Genomic DNA, 20650 nt, shown 5'->3' with positions numbered 1-20650 from the left:
CGAGACAGGTCGCAATGTCCAGCCAGGCCGTTCTCCGGCAATTCGATGTTTCGTCGCTTGTGCGCGAACCAGTTCGCGCCAAGAGTTCCTATGTTCCCTCGCCGCGGGACGAGCGTCATGCAGAGCACGTCGTGCGGCTCGACATGAACGAATCGCCGTACGGGCCATCACCGAAGGCCCAGGCAGCGATCGCGGCCTTCGTTACCACTCATCGCTATCCGGATTTCGATCAATGGGCGCTGCGTGACGCAATCGCCGCCTACACCGGGACGACTGCAGAGCAAGTCTTCTGCGGAGCCGGTTGCGACGATGTGCTGAACCTGGTCGCACAGGCGATGCTCGATCCGGGTGACGAGATTGTCATCTCAGAACCGACCTTTGGCGTCTACCGCATGCAAGCCAATCTGCGCGGCGCCACGACGGTCAACGTCCCGTTGACCGATGGTTTCGAGATGGACGCCGACGGCGTTCTGGCGGCGGTGACGGACAAGACCAAGTACATCATCATCTGCACACCGAACAATCCCACAGGCAACGAGCTTGCGCCCGACCTTGTCGAGCGTGTCGTTGCAGAAGCGCCCTGTCTGGTGCTGATCGACGAGGCGTACTCGGAGTTCGCGGGCACCTCGTACGTCTGGATGGTGGACCAGTATCCAAACGTCGCGGTTTTTCGCACCATGAGCAAGTTCGCCGGTTTGGCGGGAATGCGTGTCGGCTACGGCATCGTCCCCAAAGCGATGGCGCCGCATTTCGAAAACATCGTGCAGCCATGTCACAACGTCTCGTTCGTCTCCGCCGAGGCTGCCATCGCGTCACTCGACGATCTGGACTATCTGAATGGCATCGTCGATCGGATCGTGACATCGCGTGACGAGCTTGCAGCCAATCTGCGAGAAATCCCGGGCGTGGAGCCGTATCCCTCCTCCACCAACTTCCTGTTGGTCGAGCTTCCGGTCGACGACGCTGGGCCTGTCGTGGAAGAACTGGCCAATCGAGGCATCCTGGTGCGGCATTTTGCCAATCCGGCTCTGGGACTTGGCGCCTGCCTGCGTGTGACGATTGGCGCCCCGGACGAGAACGAGCGGTTCCTCCGGGAGCTCGCGGACATATTGGGCGACCGATGAGCGCATCAGTCGAACGGATCCGCCGCGCAACGATCGAACGCGAGACCGGCGAAACCTCGATTCGGCTTTCGCTCGATCTGGATGGCGCCGGATCGTCGTCGATGAAAACCGGCGTGCTCTTTCTGGACCACATGCTCGATGCGCTCTGCCGGCACAGTGGTTTCGACCTGAGCGGCACTTGTACGGGTGACGCTGCGATGGATCCGCATCACTCGGTCGAAGATGTCGGCATTGCTCTCGGACAAGCCCTCAAGGTCGCCATTGGCGACCGCGCCGGCATAGCGCGCTACGGCTACGCATACGCCCCGCTGGACGAGTCGCTTGCCCGTTTCGTCGTTGACTTTTCCGGGCGTCCGTATCTCGAGTTCGTGGCATGCATGCCGGAACCGGTGATCGGAGCCGACTTCGCGGCCAGCCTGGTGGAGGAGTTCTGGCGTGCCGTCGCGGTCAACGGTGGCTTGACTGTGCACATCGATCTCATTCGCGCGCGAAACGCGCATCATGCGGCAGAGGCGATTTTCAAGGCAGCTGCGGTCGCGCTGCGCATGGCTACACGCATCACACGTGATACGTCCGCCATTCCATCGACCAAAGGCATGCTGGCATGATCGCGATCATCGACTACGGCGCAGGCAACCTCCGCTCGATTCGCCGCGCGCTCGAGACCAACGGCGCGGAAACGGTGATCACCAGTGACCCGGACGTCGTCCGCAAGGCAGACGCGGTCGTGCTGCCGGGAGTTGGCCACGCTGGCCATGCGATTGGTGAGATCGAGCGGCGCGGATTGACCCCCGCCATTCAGGAATCGGTGGAATCGGGAAAGCCCTTTCTGGGTATTTGCGTCGGTATGCAGGTGCTTTTCGAGCATCAACAGGAAGGCGATATTCAGGGGTTCGGATTCTTGCACGGGAACGTACGGCAGATCGAGGGCGCTGCCAAACTGCCGCACATTGGCTGGAATCAGGTGTCGACCGGAAATCCCGACGACGGCATCGATGAGGGCTATTTCTACTTCGTGCATTCTTTCGTTGCGAATCCCACTGACCCCCAGGACGTCGCGGCAACGTCGACCTACGGCGAGGAGTTTCCGGTCGTGGTGAAGCGTGGCAACGTCTGGGGCACGCAGTTCCACCCAGAAAAGAGCGGGCCAGCAGGGATCGACTTTCTGGCAACCTGGGTGAGCGAGGTCGACAAATCGACCAAGGAACGCTGGGCGGCAGGCGAATGATCATCTATCCGGCCATCGACTTGCGAGACGGAAAGGCCGTTCGCCTGGTCGAAGGTGACTTCACTCAGGAGACCGTCTTCGATGCCAATCCGGTCGATGCAGCGATCCGCTGGCAGAGCGCCGGAGCCGAATGGCTCCACGTCGTCGATCTGGATGGAGCGCGCACCGGCTCGACAACGAACGCGCGCGCAGTTGCAGCGATCAGGTCAGCGGTGCAACTGCCGATCGAGCTTGGCGGCGGCATCCGCTCAGTGGAAACCGCCGAGCGGTACCTGAAACTCGGCATCGATCGCGTCATCCTTGGAACAGCGGCGGTTTCGACGCCGGATCTCGTTGGTGAACTGGTCGACAAGTGGGGCGATCGCATCGCAGTTGGTCTGGATGCGCGAGATGGCAAGCTGGCGACCGATGGCTGGCTTCAGCAGAGTGAAGAGACGGCTATCGATCACGCGCTCAAATTGCGCCGGGCCGGAGTGGCGACCTTCATCGTCACCGACATCCACCGAGACGGAAAACTGCAAGGCCCAAACTTGAAGCAACTCGAGCAAGCGCAGTTCGCTTTGCAGTCCGGCATCATTGCATCCGGTGGCATCTCGACACTGGAAGATGTGCGCGAGGTGGCAGCAATCGGGGTCGACGGCGCGATCATCGGCCGAGCGCTCTATGATGGACGAATCGACCTTGCCGAAGCGATTTCCGCCGCACGGGAAAGCTAGGACGAGCGCGAAATGACCGCTTTGCAAACCAATCAGGCCACTCTGACCCGTCGTGTCATTCCCTGTCTCGATGTGACAGACGGCCGGGTCGTCAAGGGAGTCGAGTTCGTCAACTTGCGAGACGCGGGCGACCCTGTCGAACTCGCGGCGTTCTACGATCGGGAAGGCGCAGACGAACTGGTCTTTCTCGATATCACCGCTACATCCGACAGCCGCGAGACGATGGTGGATGTCATCGCGCGCACGGCCGATCAGATCTTCATCCCGCTGACGGTCGGAGGAGGCGTCCGATCGACGGGGGACATCAAGCAGCTCTTGCGAGCCGGCGCGGACAAGGTCTCGATCAACAGTGCCGCAATTGCGAACCCAACATTGATTTCGGATGGCGCAGATGTCTTTGGAAGTCAATGCATCGTCGTTGCGATCGACGTCCGGCGCGACACTGCGACTGGCTCATGGACCGTGTACTCGCACGGCGGACGCAGGTCGACCGGGATCGATGCAGTCGAGTGGGCCGCGCGTGTTGCCGAGCTGGGCGCCGGAGAATTGCTCGTCACGAGCATGGACCGCGACGGAACGCGCGATGGCTACGATCTCGACCTTCTTGAGGCGATTGCTGCGGCAGCGCCGATCCCGTTGATCGCTTCCGGCGGCGCAGGGAATCTGGAGCATCTGGCCGAAGGATTGGCGCCTGGACGCGCGGATGCGGTTCTGGCGGCCTCGATCTTCCACTTTGGCGACTATCGGGTCCACGAAGCCAAGCAGTTTCTGAGCGCGCAAGGAATCCCCGTTCGCCCATGACGCTCCCGATCGACTTCGACGCCCATCCGCTCATTCCCGCGGTGATTCAGGACGACGTCTCGCGGGATGTGCTGATGGTGGGGTTCATGAACCGCCTCGCATTCGAGAAGACGCAGGAAACCGGCTTCGTTCACTTCTGGAGCCGGAGCCGCGGCAAACTCTGGAAAAAGGGCGAGACCTCGGGACACACGCAAGAGGTCGTGAGCATCGCGGTCAACTGCGAAGACAATAGCGTGCTCATTCAGGTTATCCAGAACGGCGCCGTCTGCCATACCGGGCACACGACGTGCTTCTTCCGGCAAGTGCTTCCCGACGGGACATTGTTCGAGACGAGCGATCCCGTGTTCGACCCGAACGAGGTGTACGAAACCCGACGGGATCGAGTTGTCGAAGACCACCTGGCAAGCATCCAGCGTTGGTTCGGGGCATACGAGTATCTGCGCGACCACCCGCTCCAGGATGTTTCCGGAACATCGAAACTCTTGCATCAGGTCGCGATGCCGTTCGACCGGGTCGCAGACGAGCTCGATGAACTGGTCGCCACACTCCAGGGCACGCACAGCCATTCTGGCGATCTGAAACAGGATGTCGTCCTCGAAGGCAGCCAGGTCTTCTATTGGCTGAATGTGATCGCCGTCGGGACGAGACTGAGTTGGGATACGGATCTGGCAATCGGCGACGCGATCGCTCTGCACTCGGAACCGGGGAATGTGCCGCCCGACATCAACATCGGATTGGTGCGGTCGATGGCCAATTCCTGGCGAAACGTGACTTCAGAGCCCACCGATGTAGAAGCATCCAGAGAATCGCTTGCGTGCGAGCTCGCGCGCACCTACCTGCTCGTTGCGCGTGCGGTCGAGCCGGTAATCGATCCAGTCGAGCTCATCCGCTCCGACCTGGACGCGCTTCGCGCCAAACCGTACCTGGCCGACTACTTCGCCTCGGTGGACGGCTGAACCTCTGGTCGGTCGCGAGATCCGACGGCAATGGCGATCAGTCCGCCGATGAGCACGCCGAGCGCAGCGGTAATCAACAGCTGCAACCAATGCCCATCGCGATCGCGCGACGGCGCCGATGGCGGATCGATGATCCGCACGGTCGCAACCCCGGCGTCCTCCGGCATCAGATAGCCGTTGATCGAGTCAGGAAGCGCCGACTCCGCCGCGGCAGCAATCTCCTCGACCTCTTGCTTGTCTTCACTCGTGACATAGACGGTGAGCACCCGGCTGTACCGCGAGCCATCCAGCGCGGCCTGGATTTCGTCGACCGTCATCGCGGTCTCACCCATGGCGGCGTGCACATCATCAGCGAACGCATGCGAGCGAATGAACGGCGGGAGATCGTCGAGCACCATGAGCTCGGGCCGTTCGGAGTTTCCCGGATCCTCAGTGTCCCCAGGGATCAGGACTGTTGCGCGGACAGTCGATTGATACGGTTCATTGCGTTGAAAGAGATAGGTGGCTGTCACGGCCACAAGCGGCAACAGGAGAACGATCCACCAACGCCTGCGAATGACCGACATGAGTTGTCCCATGCTGATCGAATGCTCGGCCAGGGGATCGGCAAAGTCCGTATGTCTCATACCCGGGGACGCCCTCGCAACAGTGCCACCGCGGATCGAAGCAAGATCTTGCAGTCGAGCCACGTTGACCAGTGTTCTGCATAGAAGAGATCGAGCCGCACCATTTCGTCGAAGGTCAACTCCGTGCGGCCATTCGAGAACCACAACCCGGTCACGCCTGGCGCCACCAACAACCGTTGCCGTTGCCAATCGCGGTATCGCCCGACCTGTTCTGGCGACTGGGCGCGTGGACCGATGAGACTCATGTCGTTTCGGAGAATGTTGAACAGTTGAGGAGCGCCGTCGAGGTGGGATCGCTGGATCCACGTCTCCGTGGCGCTGTCAGCAGCTCCCGGCGAAGCGAAACGCAGTTGTTCGAACGGCACCCCGCACTTCCCGACCATGGTGCGACGTCGCACAACCTCTCCACCCGTGGCACGGCGGAGCTGAATGGTCGCGATTGCCATGGGGATCGCAAGCAGGGCCAGCAGCAGAATCGCGCCGATCACATCCATGCCCCGCTTGACCGCGGCGTTGGTTCCACGTATCGATGCCTCCCGGACGCTGAGCATTGGGACGCCGGAGATTTCCTCCAATTGGACGCGATCGAGTGAGAGTTGCAGGAGATCGGGCACGACCCGGAACGGCACACCGGCGCTCCTGCACCAACTGGCAATCTCGAGCGCGCGCCCATGCCCTTCGGACGGCAACGCCAGAATCACTTCGTCGACTGAGGTGCGCCCCAGAATGGATGGAATATCGTCCAGCGACCCGAGGCGTTGGGCCCGTACGACACCCCGTTCGCTTCCGGCGGCCAGCGAACGACGGCCAACTCCTTCGTCCACGTAGCCCGCGACCCGCAATCCCATCCCAGGGGTCGCAAACAACAACTGCATCAACCGCCGCCCGGTTGTTCCATTGCCGGCAATGAGCACACACCGCACGCCAATGTCTCGTGTCCAGAGGGCGTCTCTCACCTTGCGGCGCGCCACACGGACCAGGAAGAGGAGGATCAGCGCAAACAACCAGGCATAGACGAACAGCAGGCGAGATGGGTTGAACTGCGAGAGATAGGCAGTCAGGATCAGACCGCCCATCGCAATCGTGAGCGTGCCAGTCACGAGTCCCATTTCGTCGAGCAGGGATGTCCACCTCGAAAGTCGATAGAGCCCCCGCATCAATGCAATGACGACGAAGAAGACGGTGAAGAGCGCGATGCGGCCGTTGAAATCGGAAAACGCACGCTGATTGAAGAGAAAGACCTCGCCACCAAGCTCGAAGCGATAACGAGCGGCATAGGCGAGCCAGAACGCCAGCCAAATGCACCCGATGTCGATCAGCAACGAGAGGGCCGGAGCGAGAATCGCCGGGGCGCGCGCTGACCGCACCGGTCGAACGGCGCCAATGGATCTTGCCTGCGTATTGGCGGGAAAGTCTGTCATGCGAGCCTGTGGCGACCGATGGATAAGGACGGAGACCGACGTCGCATCACGTGAAGAATACCATCGCGGCATCTCGACTCGATCCCAACTTCGGGAGTGCTACCATCGCACCATGGATGAATCCGACCTGCTTCCAAATTTCGAGCCCCACCGGTATCTCTCGGCTCCCTGGCGGATGCGCTATCTACGGGACGGAGTGAGCGTGAGCGGGTGCGTCTTTTGCTCCAAGCTCGAAGCCGATGACGACGAGAACAATCTGGTCCTCTGGCGTGGCGATTCGATCTTCGTGATGATGAACCTCTATCCCTACTCCACCGGCCACATCATGCTTGCTCCCTACGCGCATATTGCAACCCCGGAAGAGATCGAGCCGGAGATCATGGTGGAGCTTGGCGCGACGATCGCCCCTTGCATGCGGGCTCTGCGTTCTGTGTTGAGCTGCCAGGGCTTCAATACGGGCATGAACACGGGCGCGGTGGCCGGAGCAGGCGTCGCCGACCACATGCACCTGCATATCGTCCCGAGGTGGGGAGGGGATGCGAATTTCATGCCGATCATCGGCAACACCACCGTCATGCCCGAGGCGTTATCGGTGACCTACGGCCGTATTCGAGCGGCACTGCTGGAGCAGCTCGGAGCGGCGCTCTGAGTCGTTCATAGGGGAAATTCAGGTCGGTGACTATACTTTTGGGCTGACGGGCGAATGAATCGCCCGTGACTTCCGTCCACTATCGGGGTACGCCCGTCCGTGTCAGGCACAGAAATCCGGCGATTCTCTGACGACCAATCGCTCATTGGCGGTCGTTGGATTGTCGCGCTCCTGCAAGCCGTCTCCTCCTCACTCGCGACCGGTCTCATGCTGCCAGTCGTGATTCTGGCGGCCAACGTAGCGTTTCTCACGACGAACATGTATCGCGTGGCGCTGGTGCCGATACTCGCCTTCGGCTTGTGGAACCTGGGAGCGCTGGTGGCTGGACGGGTCACGCGCGAACGGGTGCGACTCTTGCCCTGGGCGTTCGGTGGGGGCGCCGCCCGTGCAGCCGCGATTGGCGCGATGGCATATGTCGCGTATCACACAAACCCGACCGACGACAATCGCCTGACCACGTTCCTGATTTGCCTCGGCGGGTTCGGATTTGCGTCCGGGTTCACTTCTGTCCCGCTGGATTCATTGCTGCAGAAGTCATTCGAAAGCTCGAGCCGGGCACAGCTCTTCCTGGGCCGTGCGTTTTGGGGATTGATTGCGGCCGTGATCTCCGGGGTTGTCGTGCGGAGCGTTTTCCAGACGGACGGTCCTGAGACGCAGCGCGCATTCGCCTATCTCTTCATGGCGGCAACTGGCTGCTTTGCCTCGGCCGCATTCTTCACATTACTCGTCAAGGAACCGGTGCGCCGCCTTTCGAGCGCCCGGCATGGAGCGCATGCAACCGTGCTTGCCGGACTGAGCGATCGCGTCATGGTGCGCTATCTCGTCTTCCGGATTGCATTGGCAGCGGTTGGTATGCTCGACGTCTTTATCGTGATCTACACGATGCAGGAACTCGGACTGCAACGGGATTTCCTGGGCACCTATGTGATCGCTTTCTGCGCCGCGCTGGCCATCGGCGTGCCACTCGCAAGATCGTTGGGATCTCGCAGGGGAGGTCGCGCGGTGCTGCAAGCCTCTACCTGGATGAAGCTGATTACGCCGCTGCTATTGCTCACGATCCCATATCTGCGCGATTCCTCCGACGTGGCCGACCGGATCTCCAGCGACAGCTTCTATCTCTGGGTGGTGGCCGTTTGCTATGTGGCGCTCGGGATGAGTCTCGCGTTTCAGGGCGCTGGGAACTTCCAGTACCTGAGCGAGATCGCGCCCGCCACCAATCGCGCCGGCTACTTCGCCACTGCCAATGTCGTGCTTATGTTCACGACGCTCCTCTCCCTGGTGGCTGCCTGGATCCTGACCGAATGGGACTTCGAGCGGCTCTTTGGGGTCACGGCGGCGGTTGCGCTGCTCGCGGTGCTGCTCAGCGGCATCCTGGTCGACAATCGCATCGTCGCCAGCCGCCCGGCTACGGCCGCACGGTTGGGACGAGTTTCGTTTCGCTAGTTCAGGCGAGCTGCGAGAGAACGCGGGTTCCCAGGAGCTCGACGCCGTCCAGATCGGTCATGTCCGCAAGTTGCGCCATGATGCGCCGCACACCGACGGCATCGAACGCAAGCAATCCTTCGGCGATCTCATTCGGTGTCCCGATGAGCGCTCCTCGCTCCTTGAGCCCGGCAACGTCGACGCCTTCCGTTTTTCGCGCAACGTCAGCATCGGTCGCACCAATCGTTACGCGGTGCATCAGCGACTTTCGCACCGAGTCGCGTGGTCGCCCCTCACGTTCCACCAGGTCGTCGAGATGTTGGCTCAGCTCGGCAAACCGTGCCGGGGTGACGAAGACGGCATTCCACTCGTCAGCGTACCTGGCTGCGAGCGGCATGGTGCGACGCTCGCCATTGCCCCCAATGACGATCGGCGGTCCGCCACAGCGCGAGGGCCGGGGCAGCAAGAGGGCGTCATTCAGCTGATAGTAGGCGCCTGAGAACGTGACTGGCGCGTCGCTCTCCAGCAGCAGCTTGACGACCTGAACGCCTTCTTCGAACCGCGCAAAACGCTCTTTCAGATCCAGTAGATCGAACCCATACGACGCATGCTCTCGCTCCTGCCAGCCTGCTCCGAGCCCCATGTGAAAGCGGCCACCAGAGAGATCGTCGACCGCAGCAGCACTCCAGGCCGACACGACGGGATTGCGAAACGAGACCGGCGAGACCATCGGCCCAAACTCGATGCGGTTCGTCTCGGCGGCGAGGAAGGCAAACGAGATCCATGCTTCGAGCGCATCCTTGTGCGGACCGGTTGCGTTGGTGAAATGATCAGAGCGGTAGAGACCGGCGAATCCCAACGATTCCGCGGCCTCGGCCAGAGCCTTCCAGCGCGGCCAGTCCAGTCCGTCCTGACCCTCGACCATGAGCGCGACTTCGATCAATTCGTTCCCCTTCGCTTACCAGATCTCGGCTATTGGGCCGATCAGCGCTGCCCCGGTTTCTGTTGCGAATCCGAGCAGGACAAGATCGATCGCCGAGTCGAAAAACGGTTGCGGGTCGTCGCAATCGGGATCCTTGCGCGCCATGAAGCTCTCGGTTTCGAGGAGCGCCGCTCCATGAATTAGCGACCAAAGCGCGCCGCCCATCGTCAATGGCGGCAACGTGCGGAGATCCCCGGCCTCGATACACTCCACGATCACCGCGACAAAGCGATCGAATATCCCCTGCATTCCGGCATATTCATCCTCAGAGAGCGCCAGGTTGGGATCGACCGTGCCGAACAGCAGGCGGAAGTAATCCGGTTCATCCCGCGCGAACGCGCGATACCCATCGAGGATGGCCACCAACCGTTGCATCCCGGGCGGTTGCTCGGCCTCGACCTGATCCATGCGGCCAAGCATGACCTGAGAACCCTGAACGAACAGCGCCCGAAGAATTGCGTCTTTGCTCGGGAAATACTCATAGAGTGCGGGCGCCGTAACCCCAACCGACTTCGCCAACGCACGCAAGGAGAGCGCGTCGAGACCCTGGGTGCGGATGATATGCTGCGCAGCATCCAGGATATCGGTGCGCATGAGCGCGCGGCTTGCCCGGCGGCGACGCTCGCTCAGCGTGAGAGCGTCCGAATCGGCATTCGTAGTTGTCGACATCTCGCTCCCGAACGCCGTTCACTCGGCACGAACATCGTTAAGAACTGCCATTCTACCGCAGTCGAACCCGTTCCGGTACTCACATGTCACTGTTGCCCAATCGCATCATAGCGCGTCTCGAGCAAAAGCCTTCCATCGGCGTGGTCGGGATCGCCAGTTGGGACACGATCCTTGCAGTCGATGCGATGCCCGATCCCGGGGGATTCGCGATGGTTTCGACCGCCCTGGAGCTGCCCGGGGGCACGTCAGCGAATGCCGCGGCCGCCGCGGCGGCGCTTGGCGCTCAGGTCGAATTCATCAGTGCGGTTGGTGCGGACGATGTTGGTCACCGGCTGATCTCGGCATTGCAACAGGCGGGTGTCGACTGTACCCGCGTGCATGTCGACAAGGAGCACCCCACGGATCAGACGACCGTTATCTCGTCGTCGTCCCCGCCCGATCGGACGATCTTCTGGCGTGCCGGCGCGATCCCTCGACGTGGCGACCGAATCGACATCGACCGTCTGTTCACTCGCGATCTCGTGCTGCTCGATAGCGTCGACCCGCTGCTCAGGCGATTCCTCATCGATCTGCCGGTCCATACCTATCCCGGTGTCAAGATCCTGGTTCCGATGACCTACGTCGTCGACTTTCCAGGCGAGGACGAGCTCGATTCGGTCATCCGATGCGATGCGCTCGTCGGCTCCGCGCATGAGCTATGCCAACTGACAGGCCGGCATTCGGTCGACGCTGCAGTCGCCGCCATGCAAACGCTGATGCGGGTATCGAACCTGCGATCCGTGGCCATAACACTCGGCTCGGAGGGAGCGCTGGCATTCGACAGTGAGCGGGTCTTCCGCACGGCTGCTCTGGCGGTCGATGTGGTGGACACCACCGGCGCGGGAGATGCATTCGCCGGGGCCTTCGGGGTCGGTTTGGCATGTCGGCTCGATGTTGCTGACTCACTGGTGTTGGCGAACTGCGTGGCCGGGCTTTCCGTCCGCACACTCGGAGGTCAAACCGGGCTGCCGACCCTCGAGGAGCTGACGCAGGTGCTCAACCAGCAATCCGCTCCAGTGCAAGATTGATTTCGCGTTTCGCGTCAGGATCCGATTCAGTCCCCCGCGAACAGTCCAGAGCGTCGCGCGCGGATCGACCTGGATAGCGGCCGAGCGCCCATGCGGCATGTCCGCGAACCAATGGTTCGTCATGGCCAAAAAGCGCGGCCGAGAGCACAGGCACCGCCCGATCGTCTCCAGCATTGCCAAGCGCGACCGCAGCATTGCGCGCGAGTCCACGCCGCTTGGCGCGCAGCACCGCAGTCCCGCGATAGGTGGCTCGAAAGTCAGACTCGGTCATCGCAAGCAGCCAATCGAGCTCCGGCGCGACGTTCCGCAGTGAGGCCGGCTGGAGATCGGGATCGGCGACGACCTGCGCGGCGCCGGTATAGGGGCATATTTCCTGGCATTCATCACATCCGAACACCCAATTGCCGAACCGTGTGCGCAGCTCGACTGGAATCGCGTCTCGCTGTTCGATTGTCTGAAAGGAAATACACCGGGTGCTATCCAATTCGTAGGGTCCGGTGATGGCGCCAGTGGGGCAACGGTCGATGCATGCACGGCAGCGGCCGCAATTCCGATCGAGCGGAGCATCCGGCTCGAGCTCGAAGTCGAGCAGCAATTCTCCGAGCAGTACCCACGATCCGTATCCCGGAACGATGATGCAGGTGTGCTTCCCATACCAGCCAAGTCCGGATCTTCCAGCCACCGCCCGGTCGACGATGCGAGCGGTGTCGACCAGGCGACGCGCTTCGACCGGACGGCCGACTTTCGCTTCGATCCGTACCAACAGGGTGGACATGCGTTTCTTCAGAAAATCGTGATAATCGAGCCCCCAGGCATAGCGGGAAATCTTTCCGCGGAGGAGACCATCGTCGGGAATCTCAGGCATGACCTGGTAGTACGGCAGGCCGACTGAGATGATCGACTTCACCTGCGCGTGAAGTTGATGGGGATCAGCAGAGACCGACGCGCGCTCCGGCGTGAACCACGAGAAACCGGCATAGTGACCCTGCGCGATGCGATCGTGCAGATGGGATTCCAGACCATCGAACGGCTCAGGGCCGGCAATGGCAGCAACCTCGAGCCCACATTCCTTCGCGAGTTGCCGTACCCAGGCCGAGTCGACTCCCCGCGCGCCGGCGCCCGATCGCAACCAGATTGGTGCGACCTTGAGCGAACCAGGTTCACCCGATGTGGACATGACGAGATCCCTACTGGCGATATGCAAAAGAGGGACGGCGCGGGCCGTCCCTCTTCTTTCGATGCATCTGAGTGAGGCTGCTACGCCGAGCGGCCACCCTTCTGCGCGGTTCGCATGCATCGGGTGCAGACGTTGAGACGCACCAGTTCGTTGCCGACTATCATGCGCTTGCGCTGCACGTTGGGACGAAAGTCACGGTTGGTCCGCCGCTTCGAATGGCTGACATTATGTCCGAAACTCTTCGTCTTGCCGCAAATGTCACATACACCAGCCATCACCGGCTCCACTTCTGCGTTCAGAACGATTCGGCCGATATCCGGCCGCGGCAGACACGAAATCGGACGCTGTCGAGCGTCCGCAATCACGCATTCTACCAGATTCGACCCTATCGTGCAGTGACCTGCCTCCGTCGTACACTTGTTCGAGTCGATACCGGTTGGAGCAGAGCAACCCGATTCAATGTCCCTTTCGAGACCCCAACCTATCATTCAGGGAACCGCCCAGGAAGCGCTCGATCGCGCGATTCAGCTCTTGCGTGAGGAATGGCGCGATGGCTTTCTGGGCCGCAAGATCGACCGTGCCCGCATGCTCGTGCGCCAGGCGCAAGATCTGACCGGTGACAGCGGGGTTTCGATCTCTCTGGCACGGATCGATCTACAGCTCGAGCGCTACGCTGGGACCCCTTCGGACGAGCGCAAGGAACTCCTGTCAGCAATTGGCCGAGACCTGTCTGCGGTTAGCGATCGACTTCCATCGCTCCCTTTGCGACCAGACGCCACACCAACGCTCACGCGCGCGCCCAAGCGCCCGGCGCAACCTGCGGCGCCCCGACAGGTCTCGCTCGACGCGCCGATCACCACACTGCCAAACGTCGGTGAAAAGAAAGCCAAACCGCTCGAGAAACTGGGACTCAGGACGGTCGGTGATGTCCTGCGTTTCCTTCCCCGCCGGCATATCGACTACTCCAAGACGATGACCATCCGCGAGGCGGTGGGCTTCGACACCTCTGGCGAGGTGACAGTCAAGGGGATCGTCAAGGACGAGGCAGTCTTCGACGGTCCACCTGCCCGGTACACGATTCGGCTCCAGGACGCGACCGGTTCGATCAAGGTGACCTGGTTCAACAAGTACCTGGCGCATCAGATCCGTGCCGGAGATGAAATAACCATCAGTGGAAAGCTCGAACATGGGTACGGGATGCCGACCGCGACGAGTCCGGAATGGGAAAAATCGGGTGGTCCCAACCTGTCCACTGGCCGTCTCACTCCGGTCTACAACCTGACGCAGGGAGTCTCGCAGAAGCAAGTGCGCGTATTGACCAAAGCCGCTCTCGACATGACCGCATCGACGGTGGTCGATTATCTACCTGAATCGCTGCGCCGCCGACTCGACCTGATGCCGCTCGGCCAGGCGTACCGCGAGTCTCACTATCCGACCGACTATCGCTCATTGACCCGCGCGCACCAGCGGCTGTCGTTCGACGAGCTCCTGCTGCTCCAGCTTGGTCTGGTCAAGCAACGCGAAAACCGCAAGCGCGGTGTTGCACCGGGTTTCGATGTGGATCTGGCGGACCTTCCGGCGTTTTTCGCCCAGCTACCGTTTCAACTCACGTTCGCGCAGCGCCGCGCGCTCGACGAGGTGCTGTCCGATCTGCAGCAAGAGCGCCCAATGGCGCGATTGCTGCAAGGAGATGTTGGCAGCGGCAAGACGGTGCTCGCGGCTGCGGCGGCGCAGGTAGCCATTCGAAACGGCTTCCAGGTTGCCGTTGTCGCGCCAACCGAGATTCTCGCCGAGCAACACGCGACGAACTTTCAGAAACTCTTCGCTGGACTGCCCGAAGCAGATCAACCGACCATTCGCTTGCTGACCGGGGCCACTCGCAAGAAGGAGCGCACCCGCTTGATGGAGGAGTTGCGTGCGGGGACGATCGACATGCTCGTCGGAACGCATGCGCTGTTCGAAGATTGGGTGACCTTCGACGCGTTAGGACTGGTCGTGATCGACGAACAGCACCGCTTCGGCGTCCGGCAACGCAGCCTGTTGCCATCGAGAACGGGGCAGGTGCAACCGCATGTGCTTTCGATGACGGCCACGCCAATCCCGCGCACGCTCAACATGGTGCTCAACGGCGATCTGGACGTTTCCGTCATCGACGAACTGCCGCCTGGCCGCATCCCAATCGAGACCAAGCGTTTCAGCGCCATGGACCGCCAGCAGTCGTGGGAATTGGTGCGGCGCGAGGTCAACAACGGGCGACAAGCCTTCGTCATTTGCCCATTGGTCGAAGAGTCGGAAACGCTCGACGCCAAAGCCGCGGTCACTGAGGCTGAGTTCCTGCAACGCGAGGTTTTTCCCGAATTCAAGGTGCAGGTCCTCCATGGGCGCATGTCTGGCAAAGAGAAAGACCGCATCATGGAGGAGTTCCGCACCCGCGAATCGGATGTGTTGGTATCGACTTCGGTGATCGAGGTCGGAATCGACATCCCAAATGCATCGATCATGCTGATCGAAGGGGCGGACCGGTTCGGGCTGGCGCAGCTCCACCAGTTCCGGGGACGCATTGGCCGGGGACCGTATCAGTCCTACTGCCTGCTTCTGGCGGACGACGCAACGCCGGAGGCCGAGCAACGCCTGCAGATCATGGTCGATTCGAATGACGGGTTCGTTCTTGCTCAGAAGGATCTGGAGTTGCGCGGGCCCGGCGACTTCCTGGGCACACGGCAAAGCGGTCTGCCGGAGATGGCATCGACGATCCGCTGGTTCGACACGCGCACGCTCGACAATGCGCGTCGCGAAGCCGAGGCGATTCTGGCCGAGGATCCCGGCATGTCCTCTGACACGTGGCGCCCGCTGCGCGATCACGCGGCCCGGTTCTGGCAGTCGATGGCGCCTGACCTGATGCTGTCCTGATGGAGCAGCCACGATGCGCGTGACGACCGGTTCCGCCAAGGGGCGCAATCTCAAAGGACCCCCCACTTCGGGCACTCGACCGATGTCGGACAAGATCCGCCAGGCGGTCTTTTCAGCACTCGGGTCGCTCGGCGTCGAACCCGATCGCGTGCTCGATCTCTACGCCGGAACAGGAGCGATCGGAATCGAAGCGCTCTCGCGCGGAGCGGCCTGGTGCGACTTTGTCGAAATGACCGCGCCGGCGTCCGCTGTGGTGCGCGAGAACCTGGAGCGGACCCAACTGAGCGCGCAGGGAGAGGTTCATCGCCAATCGGTGCAGAGCTTTCTGCACAGGAAGTTGCCTCCCTACGATCTCGTCGTGCTGGACCCGCCGTATGCCGATCCCGCCATCGTCGAGACATTGTCCCAATTGGCGGAAAGTGCGCTGGTACAATCCGGGACGGTCGTTGTGCTCGGTCACTGGCCACGGCTCGTATTACCCGAGCAACTCGGGCGATTGGAATTGCTGAAGCGCCGTTGCCATGGCGACAGTTGCTTTTCCATTTTCGAGATCGTGGAGCCCATGCCGACAGACTAGGCGGACGCGGGCAGGGAGCGGAATCGAACGATGACTGGAAAACGAGCGGTCTACCCTGGCAGCTTCGACCCGATGACGATCGGGCATCTCGATGTTGCCCGGCGCGCGGCATCGCTATTCGAGCAACTCATCATCGGAATCTATCTCGGAAGCGACAAACCGGGAGCGTTGTTTACTCACGCCGACCGGGTGGAGATGGCGCGCGAGGCCGTGGCGAGCGTTCCGAATGTTTCGGTCGAGTGTTTTTCCGGCTTGACGGTCGATTTCGCCCGCGATCAAGACGCTTCGATCATCGTGCGCGGTCTGCGCGCGGTTTCGGACTTCGAGTATGAGTTCAAACTCGCGCATATGAACCATCATCTGGCGCCTGAGATCGAGGTCGTCTGCCTTATGACCTCATCGCGCAATTCGTTTGTCAGCTCCAGCTTCATTCGCGAGGTCGCGGCGCTGGGAGGCGATGTTTCAGGGTTGGTCCCGCCGAACGTTGCCGCGGTACTTCGCGAGCGTTTCGGGGACATGGCGGCCGCGCGACCGGTGGCGTCATGAGTTACGAAGACTACGGCCAGCCCGAGCCGGAGAATCGCGGCAACGAAGGCACGGTCGAACTCCTCTACCTCCTCGACCAGCTCGAGGATATGGTCGGTGTCAGCAAGCGCGTGCCGTTCAGCCATCGTGTCATGGTCGAAGAGGATGAATTCGTCGAACTGGTGGAGCAACTTCGTCTCGCAATTCCCAGTGAGGTCAAGCAGGCGCAGCGCGTGATCCGCGATCGCGAGCGGATCATCGCCGAAGCGCAGCAGGAGGCTTCGCACATTGTCGAGAACGCGCGTTCCCGCGCCGAATATCTCGTTTCCAGCGAGGGAATACTCAACGAAGCCAAACAGCGCAGCGAAGAGATCCTGCGCGCCGCCGAAGAGCGCAGGAAACGAGACAAGGGCGAGATCGACGTCTACGCCATGCAACAGTTCAACCGCATCGAACAGGCGCTGCGGGAAGGACTCGAGGTGATCGACTCAGCGGTGCAGGAGACTGTGGACAGGTTGCAGCAAGCTCGCGATTCAATCGGAACATAGGAAATCACCCAGGGAGTTCGAGTGGAACGGTTCTATCCCAAGCATGTCAGCCCGATCGGCCGGGCATTTGTCGCCGTGGCCTGGATCGAGGCGCTGACCTGGTTAGGTCTGCTCATCGGCATGATCCTGAAGTACGGAACGGATACCTCGGAACGCGGGGTCGAAATCATGGGGCCGATTCACGGGGTGGCATTCATCGCCTACTCGGTCGTCACGATCGCGGCGGCGGTAACGCTGAAGTGGAGACTGCATGTGGCGATCATCGCCCTGCTGGCGGCGGTCCCTCCGCTGGTGACGATTGCGGCCGAGTATTGGATCTCCGGTCGGGGAGACCTCGGCGAGGCGACCTCCCCCGGCCCCGCGCAGGCATAATCGCGCGTCCCCGATCAGCACAGCGCGACTGGCAACCGCGCCCGATTGCGGTATACTTCTGCGGTTACGCCGGGCTCGACCCGGCGTATTTGCCGTTTTGACACCAGCACGTCTGGCGTCTGCGGTCGAGCACTGAGACAAATCGATGGACCTTTACAACGAAACCGCCGTCAATGTCGCGACATTGCTGCAGGAACCGGTGGGCGCCAGTCGCACCTATTCCTTCCGGCTCGATCGGCTCGAACTGGACGCCGATCTCGTCGCTCGTGATGTGATGGGAGAAATGCGGCTGACACGCTTGTCGGACGAAATCCTGGCAAACGTCGAAGCCACTGCGGTCGTCGAACTTACCTGTCTGCGTTGTCTCGAACCGTACGATCAAGCGGCCAAGACACGCTTCCAGGAAGAGTTCCGGGTTGCGTACGATGTTCGGTCAGGCGCAGCAATGCGCAGTTCCGACGACGACGAGCGGTTCACGATTACTGACGCGCACGAGCTCGATGTTCGCGAGCCGTTGCGGCAAGAGCTGATCGTTTCGCTGCCGATGCGGCCGGACTGCGGCGTGCAATGCCCGGGGCCGCCGGCAATCGATGACGGCGGCGAGGATGAAATCGACAACAGATTCGCGGCGCTGGGCGCCCTTTTGAACGGATCGATAGAGGACTAGACCGTCGCGGCGTTGGCCGCGCGACGAGGAGAACGAACAATGGGCGCACTTCCCAAGCAACGTATCAGCCGGCATCGCCAGGGCAACCGCCGGCGCCACATTTTTCTCAAGACGCCGGAGCTGGTTCCTTGCCAGACCTGCCGTGAGCTCCACCGGGCGCACCACGTTTGCCCGAACTGCGGCTACTACCGCAATCGCCAGGTCATCGTCATCGAAGAGCGCTCCCGCACGAGCTAGGGAGCGCTCCTCGGGCGACTTCCAGTTCGACCGGTTTGCACGCACGCGTCGTTCGGCGCAACAATGGCATGGTCGGGCAGTTGCCCGCACTCGCCGGGGAACGCTCCCCGGTCGCTGAATCGACACGGGCAGCAGGAATCCAATGCGATACGCGGCCATAACAGGTTGGGGCATGGCAGTACCCGAACGGGTGCTGACGAATGCCGATCTGGAGAAAATGGTCGACACGAACGACGAGTGGATCGTCTCGCGCACTGGCATTCGCGAACGGCGGATCGTCGGGCCGAACGACAGCACCACCTCGCTCTCGGTTGCAGCGGCAACGCAAGCGCTCGAACGATCCGGTATCTCGGCCGAAGAGCTCGATCTGATCGTCGTCGCGACCTGTACCCCCGATCAGTTCCTCGTTTCCCAGGCTTGCCTCGTCCAGGCCGAACTCGGTGGCAAGGCAGCTGCCTTTGACCTTGGCGCGGCGTGCGCCGGGTTCGTCTACGCTCTCTCGACCGCGTCACAGTTCATTCAGGCCGGAATGTACGAGCGCGTGCTCGTGATCGGCGCCGACACGCTGACGCGTTTCGTCGATTACTCCGACCGCAGCACCTGCATTCTCTTCGGCGACGGAGCTGGCGCTGTTGTGCTGGAAGCGACCGATGAGCCACGCGGCACATTGTCGACCGTGCTCGGCGCCCATGGCGAAGGCTACAAGCACCTCTACATCCCGGGCTGGGGCGCCTTTGTGCCCGAATCGGCGGGCATCTTCCCGGAGTACCGTCCCTTCTTGCAAATGAATGGCCGCGAGGTCTTCCGGTTTGCCGTGACCGCCATGGGAGATGCGGCTGTGGAAGCCGTCGAGCGCGCCGGGCTCCAGTTCGGCGATATCGACATGCTGATTCCGCATCAGGCCAACCTGCGCATCATCGATGCCGCGGCGCGCCGGCTCGACCTTTCCATGGACAAGGTCTGGGTGAACCTCGACAAGTACGGCAACACCTCCGCCGCCTCCATCCCGATTGCGCTTTGCGAAGCAGAAGCTGCTGGTAAGGTCAAGGACGACGACAATCTCGTCTTTGTGGCCTTCGGTGGCGGCCTCGCCTGGGCGGCAAGCGTGATCCGTTGGGGCGGAATCAAGAAGGCGCCAGAGCATCGAAGTCCGAACGGCGTGACGGTGGAACAACCGATCGCCACTGCAATTGGAGCGGAATGACACCCATGAGCGAGCAAAAGCGGGTAGCCATCGTCACTGGCGCAACACGCGGTATCGGACTGGCCGTTGCAGCGCGGTTGGCGCGGGACGGATATGACATCGTTGCCAACTACCGAGGCGATGATGACGTGGCTGAAGCCGCACGCAAGGAACTCGAAACAACCGGGCGATCCATCGTGCTGACCAAGGGCGATATCTCCAATGCCGACGATGCCGGCGCGCTCATCGAGACCGCGCTCTCGGAACTCGGCCAGCTCGACGTTCTGGTGAACAACGCGGGTATCACGCGCGACACGTTGATGATGCGCATGAGCGAGGACGACTGGGACGCGGTTATCGACACCAATCTCAAGGGCGCGTTCCTGACATCGAAAGCGGCCATTCGCCCGATGATTCGCCAGCGATCCGGCCGGATCATCAACCTCACCTCGGTCGTTGGGCTCGTCGGCAATGCTGGTCAGGCAAACTATGCCTCGGCCAAAGCGGGGCTCGTTGGACTCACCAAGTCGATGGCAAAGGAAGTCGGGTCGCGCGGCATAACGGTCAACGCGGTTGCTCCCGGCTTCATCGAAACCCGGTTGACCGATGTGCTCAATCAGGAACTCAAGGAAACTCTGCTCAAGCAAATCCCGGCCGGACGACTGGGGCAACCAGACGATGTCGCTGGCGCGGTCGCGTTCCTCGCCTCCCCCGATGCGTCGTACATTACCGGCCATGTGCTGACCGTCGATGGCGGTCTCTTCATGGCCTAGGAACGCGGCAACGCGTGCAA

At 61.7% G+C, this 20650-nt stretch carries 24 protein-coding genes; 18 read left to right on the top strand and 6 right to left on the bottom strand.

Annotation, left to right across the window (positions count from 1 at the left end; genetic code table 11):
• Positions 1-14 precede the first annotated feature (14 nt).
• The 6 genes from hisC to hisI are packed head-to-tail and all read left to right on the top strand — an operon-like array spanning position 15 to position 4825.
• Positions 15-1124, top strand: a complete 1110-nt coding sequence (gene hisC, locus R2855_16130) for a histidinol-phosphate transaminase (GenBank protein ID MEZ4532521.1) — start codon at positions 15-17, stop codon at positions 1122-1124.
• Positions 1121-1732 (top strand): imidazoleglycerol-phosphate dehydratase HisB, encoded by a 612-nt coding sequence (gene hisB / locus R2855_16125; GenBank protein MEZ4532520.1) that lies wholly within the window; start codon positions 1121-1123, stop codon positions 1730-1732. Before hisC ends, hisB begins: the two co-directional genes overlap by 4 nt.
• Positions 1729-2352, top strand: coding sequence for an imidazole glycerol phosphate synthase subunit HisH (gene hisH, locus R2855_16120; GenBank protein ID MEZ4532519.1), 624 nt, complete (start codon positions 1729-1731; stop codon positions 2350-2352). Before hisB ends, hisH begins: the two co-directional genes overlap by 4 nt.
• On the top strand, positions 2349-3068 hold the full coding sequence (gene hisA / locus R2855_16115) for a 1-(5-phosphoribosyl)-5-[(5-phosphoribosylamino)methylideneamino]imidazole-4-carboxamide isomerase (GenBank protein MEZ4532518.1): 720 nt from the start codon (positions 2349-2351) through the stop codon (positions 3066-3068). Before hisH ends, hisA begins: the two co-directional genes overlap by 4 nt.
• Positions 3069-3080: 12 nt before the next feature.
• Positions 3081-3869, top strand: a complete 789-nt coding sequence (gene hisF, locus R2855_16110; protein ID MEZ4532517.1) for an imidazole glycerol phosphate synthase subunit HisF — start codon at positions 3081-3083, stop codon at positions 3867-3869.
• A complete protein-coding gene (hisI, locus tag R2855_16105; GenBank protein ID MEZ4532516.1) occupies positions 3866-4825 on the top strand; it encodes a phosphoribosyl-AMP cyclohydrolase in 960 nt (319 codons plus the stop codon). Before hisF ends, hisI begins: the two co-directional genes overlap by 4 nt.
• On the opposite strand, the gene R2855_16100 is transcribed toward hisI, so the two are convergent.
• Positions 4801-5451 (bottom strand): hypothetical protein, encoded by a 651-nt coding sequence (locus R2855_16100; protein MEZ4532515.1) that lies wholly within the window; start codon positions 5449-5451, stop codon positions 4801-4803. The genes hisI and R2855_16100 overlap by 25 nt on opposite strands.
• Positions 5448-6872 carry a sugar transferase gene (locus tag R2855_16095; protein MEZ4532514.1) on the bottom strand — a complete coding sequence of 475 codons (1425 nt, stop codon included), beginning with the start codon at positions 6870-6872 and terminating at the stop codon, positions 5448-5450. Before R2855_16095 ends, R2855_16100 begins: the two co-directional genes overlap by 4 nt.
• A gap of 112 nt (positions 6873-6984) precedes the next feature.
• On the opposite strand from R2855_16095, the gene R2855_16090 reads away from it, so the two are divergent.
• Positions 6985-7521, top strand: coding sequence for an HIT domain-containing protein (locus tag R2855_16090; GenBank protein MEZ4532513.1), 537 nt, complete (start codon positions 6985-6987; stop codon positions 7519-7521).
• 99 nt (positions 7522-7620) lie between these two features.
• Entirely contained in the window at positions 7621-8964 is a 1344-nt protein-coding gene (locus R2855_16085) for an MFS transporter (protein ID MEZ4532512.1), read from the top strand.
• A gap of 1 nt (position 8965) precedes the next feature.
• On the opposite strand, the gene R2855_16080 is transcribed toward R2855_16085, so the two are convergent.
• Both R2855_16080 and R2855_16075 read right to left on the bottom strand, forming a co-directional pair.
• On the bottom strand, positions 8966-9886 hold the full coding sequence (locus tag R2855_16080; GenBank protein MEZ4532511.1) for an LLM class F420-dependent oxidoreductase: 921 nt from the start codon (positions 9884-9886) through the stop codon (positions 8966-8968).
• Positions 9887-9901: 15 nt separating this feature from the next.
• Positions 9902-10594, bottom strand: coding sequence for a TetR/AcrR family transcriptional regulator (locus tag R2855_16075; GenBank protein MEZ4532510.1), 693 nt, complete (start codon positions 10592-10594; stop codon positions 9902-9904).
• Between the two features lie 83 nt (positions 10595-10677).
• On the opposite strand from R2855_16075, the gene R2855_16070 reads away from it, so the two are divergent.
• Positions 10678-11661, top strand: a complete 984-nt coding sequence (locus tag R2855_16070; protein MEZ4532509.1) for a carbohydrate kinase family protein — start codon at positions 10678-10680, stop codon at positions 11659-11661.
• Here R2855_16070 and queG read toward each other — a convergent pair.
• Together queG and rpmB are read right to left on the bottom strand one after the other, a co-directional pair.
• A complete protein-coding gene (gene queG, locus R2855_16065; GenBank protein MEZ4532508.1) occupies positions 11630-12838 on the bottom strand; it encodes a tRNA epoxyqueuosine(34) reductase QueG in 1209 nt (402 codons plus the stop codon). The two genes, R2855_16070 and queG, sit on opposite strands and share 32 nt — an antisense overlap.
• Before the next feature lie 80 nt (positions 12839-12918).
• The gene (gene rpmB / locus R2855_16060) at positions 12919-13113 is read right to left on the bottom strand and encodes a 50S ribosomal protein L28 (GenBank protein ID MEZ4532507.1); all 195 of its coding nucleotides are present in this window, start codon (positions 13111-13113) and stop codon (positions 12919-12921) included.
• A 184-nt stretch (positions 13114-13297) separates the two neighbouring features.
• On the opposite strand from rpmB, the gene recG reads away from it, so the two are divergent.
• From recG to fabG, 9 genes are all read left to right on the top strand, one after another.
• A complete protein-coding gene (gene recG / locus R2855_16055) occupies positions 13298-15748 on the top strand; it encodes an ATP-dependent DNA helicase RecG (protein ID MEZ4532506.1) in 2451 nt (816 codons plus the stop codon).
• Positions 15749-15761: 13 nt separating this feature from the next.
• Positions 15762-16325, top strand: coding sequence for an RsmD family RNA methyltransferase (locus R2855_16050; GenBank protein ID MEZ4532505.1), 564 nt, complete (start codon positions 15762-15764; stop codon positions 16323-16325).
• Between the two features lie 30 nt (positions 16326-16355).
• Complete coding sequence (coaD, locus tag R2855_16045; GenBank protein MEZ4532504.1) at positions 16356-16871, top strand: pantetheine-phosphate adenylyltransferase; 516 nt, start codon at positions 16356-16358, stop codon at positions 16869-16871.
• On the top strand, positions 16868-17398 hold the full coding sequence (locus R2855_16040; GenBank protein ID MEZ4532503.1) for a hypothetical protein: 531 nt from the start codon (positions 16868-16870) through the stop codon (positions 17396-17398). Before coaD ends, R2855_16040 begins: the two co-directional genes overlap by 4 nt.
• Positions 17399-17419: 21 nt before the next feature.
• Positions 17420-17770, top strand: coding sequence for a DUF3817 domain-containing protein (locus tag R2855_16035; GenBank protein ID MEZ4532502.1), 351 nt, complete (start codon positions 17420-17422; stop codon positions 17768-17770).
• A 145-nt stretch (positions 17771-17915) separates the two neighbouring features.
• Positions 17916-18437 (top strand): DUF177 domain-containing protein, encoded by a 522-nt coding sequence (locus R2855_16030; protein ID MEZ4532501.1) that lies wholly within the window; start codon positions 17916-17918, stop codon positions 18435-18437.
• A 39-nt stretch (positions 18438-18476) separates the two neighbouring features.
• Entirely contained in the window at positions 18477-18674 is a 198-nt protein-coding gene (gene rpmF / locus R2855_16025) for a 50S ribosomal protein L32 (protein MEZ4532500.1), read from the top strand.
• Positions 18675-18816: 142 nt separating this feature from the next.
• Complete coding sequence (locus R2855_16020; GenBank protein ID MEZ4532499.1) at positions 18817-19878, top strand: beta-ketoacyl-ACP synthase III; 1062 nt, start codon at positions 18817-18819, stop codon at positions 19876-19878.
• 5 nt (positions 19879-19883) lie between these two features.
• The gene (gene fabG, locus R2855_16015; protein ID MEZ4532498.1) at positions 19884-20630 is read left to right on the top strand and encodes a 3-oxoacyl-[acyl-carrier-protein] reductase; all 747 of its coding nucleotides are present in this window, start codon (positions 19884-19886) and stop codon (positions 20628-20630) included.
• Positions 20631-20650: the final 20 nt, after the last annotated feature.

The sequence above is a fragment of the Thermomicrobiales bacterium genome (genome assembly GCA_041390825.1).
In the GTDB taxonomy this organism is placed as follows: domain Bacteria; phylum Chloroflexota; class Chloroflexia; order Thermomicrobiales; family UBA6265; genus JAMLHN01.
The sequence above is the reverse complement of the archived record's forward strand: the minus strand, read 5'-3'. Positions and strand labels throughout refer to the sequence as shown.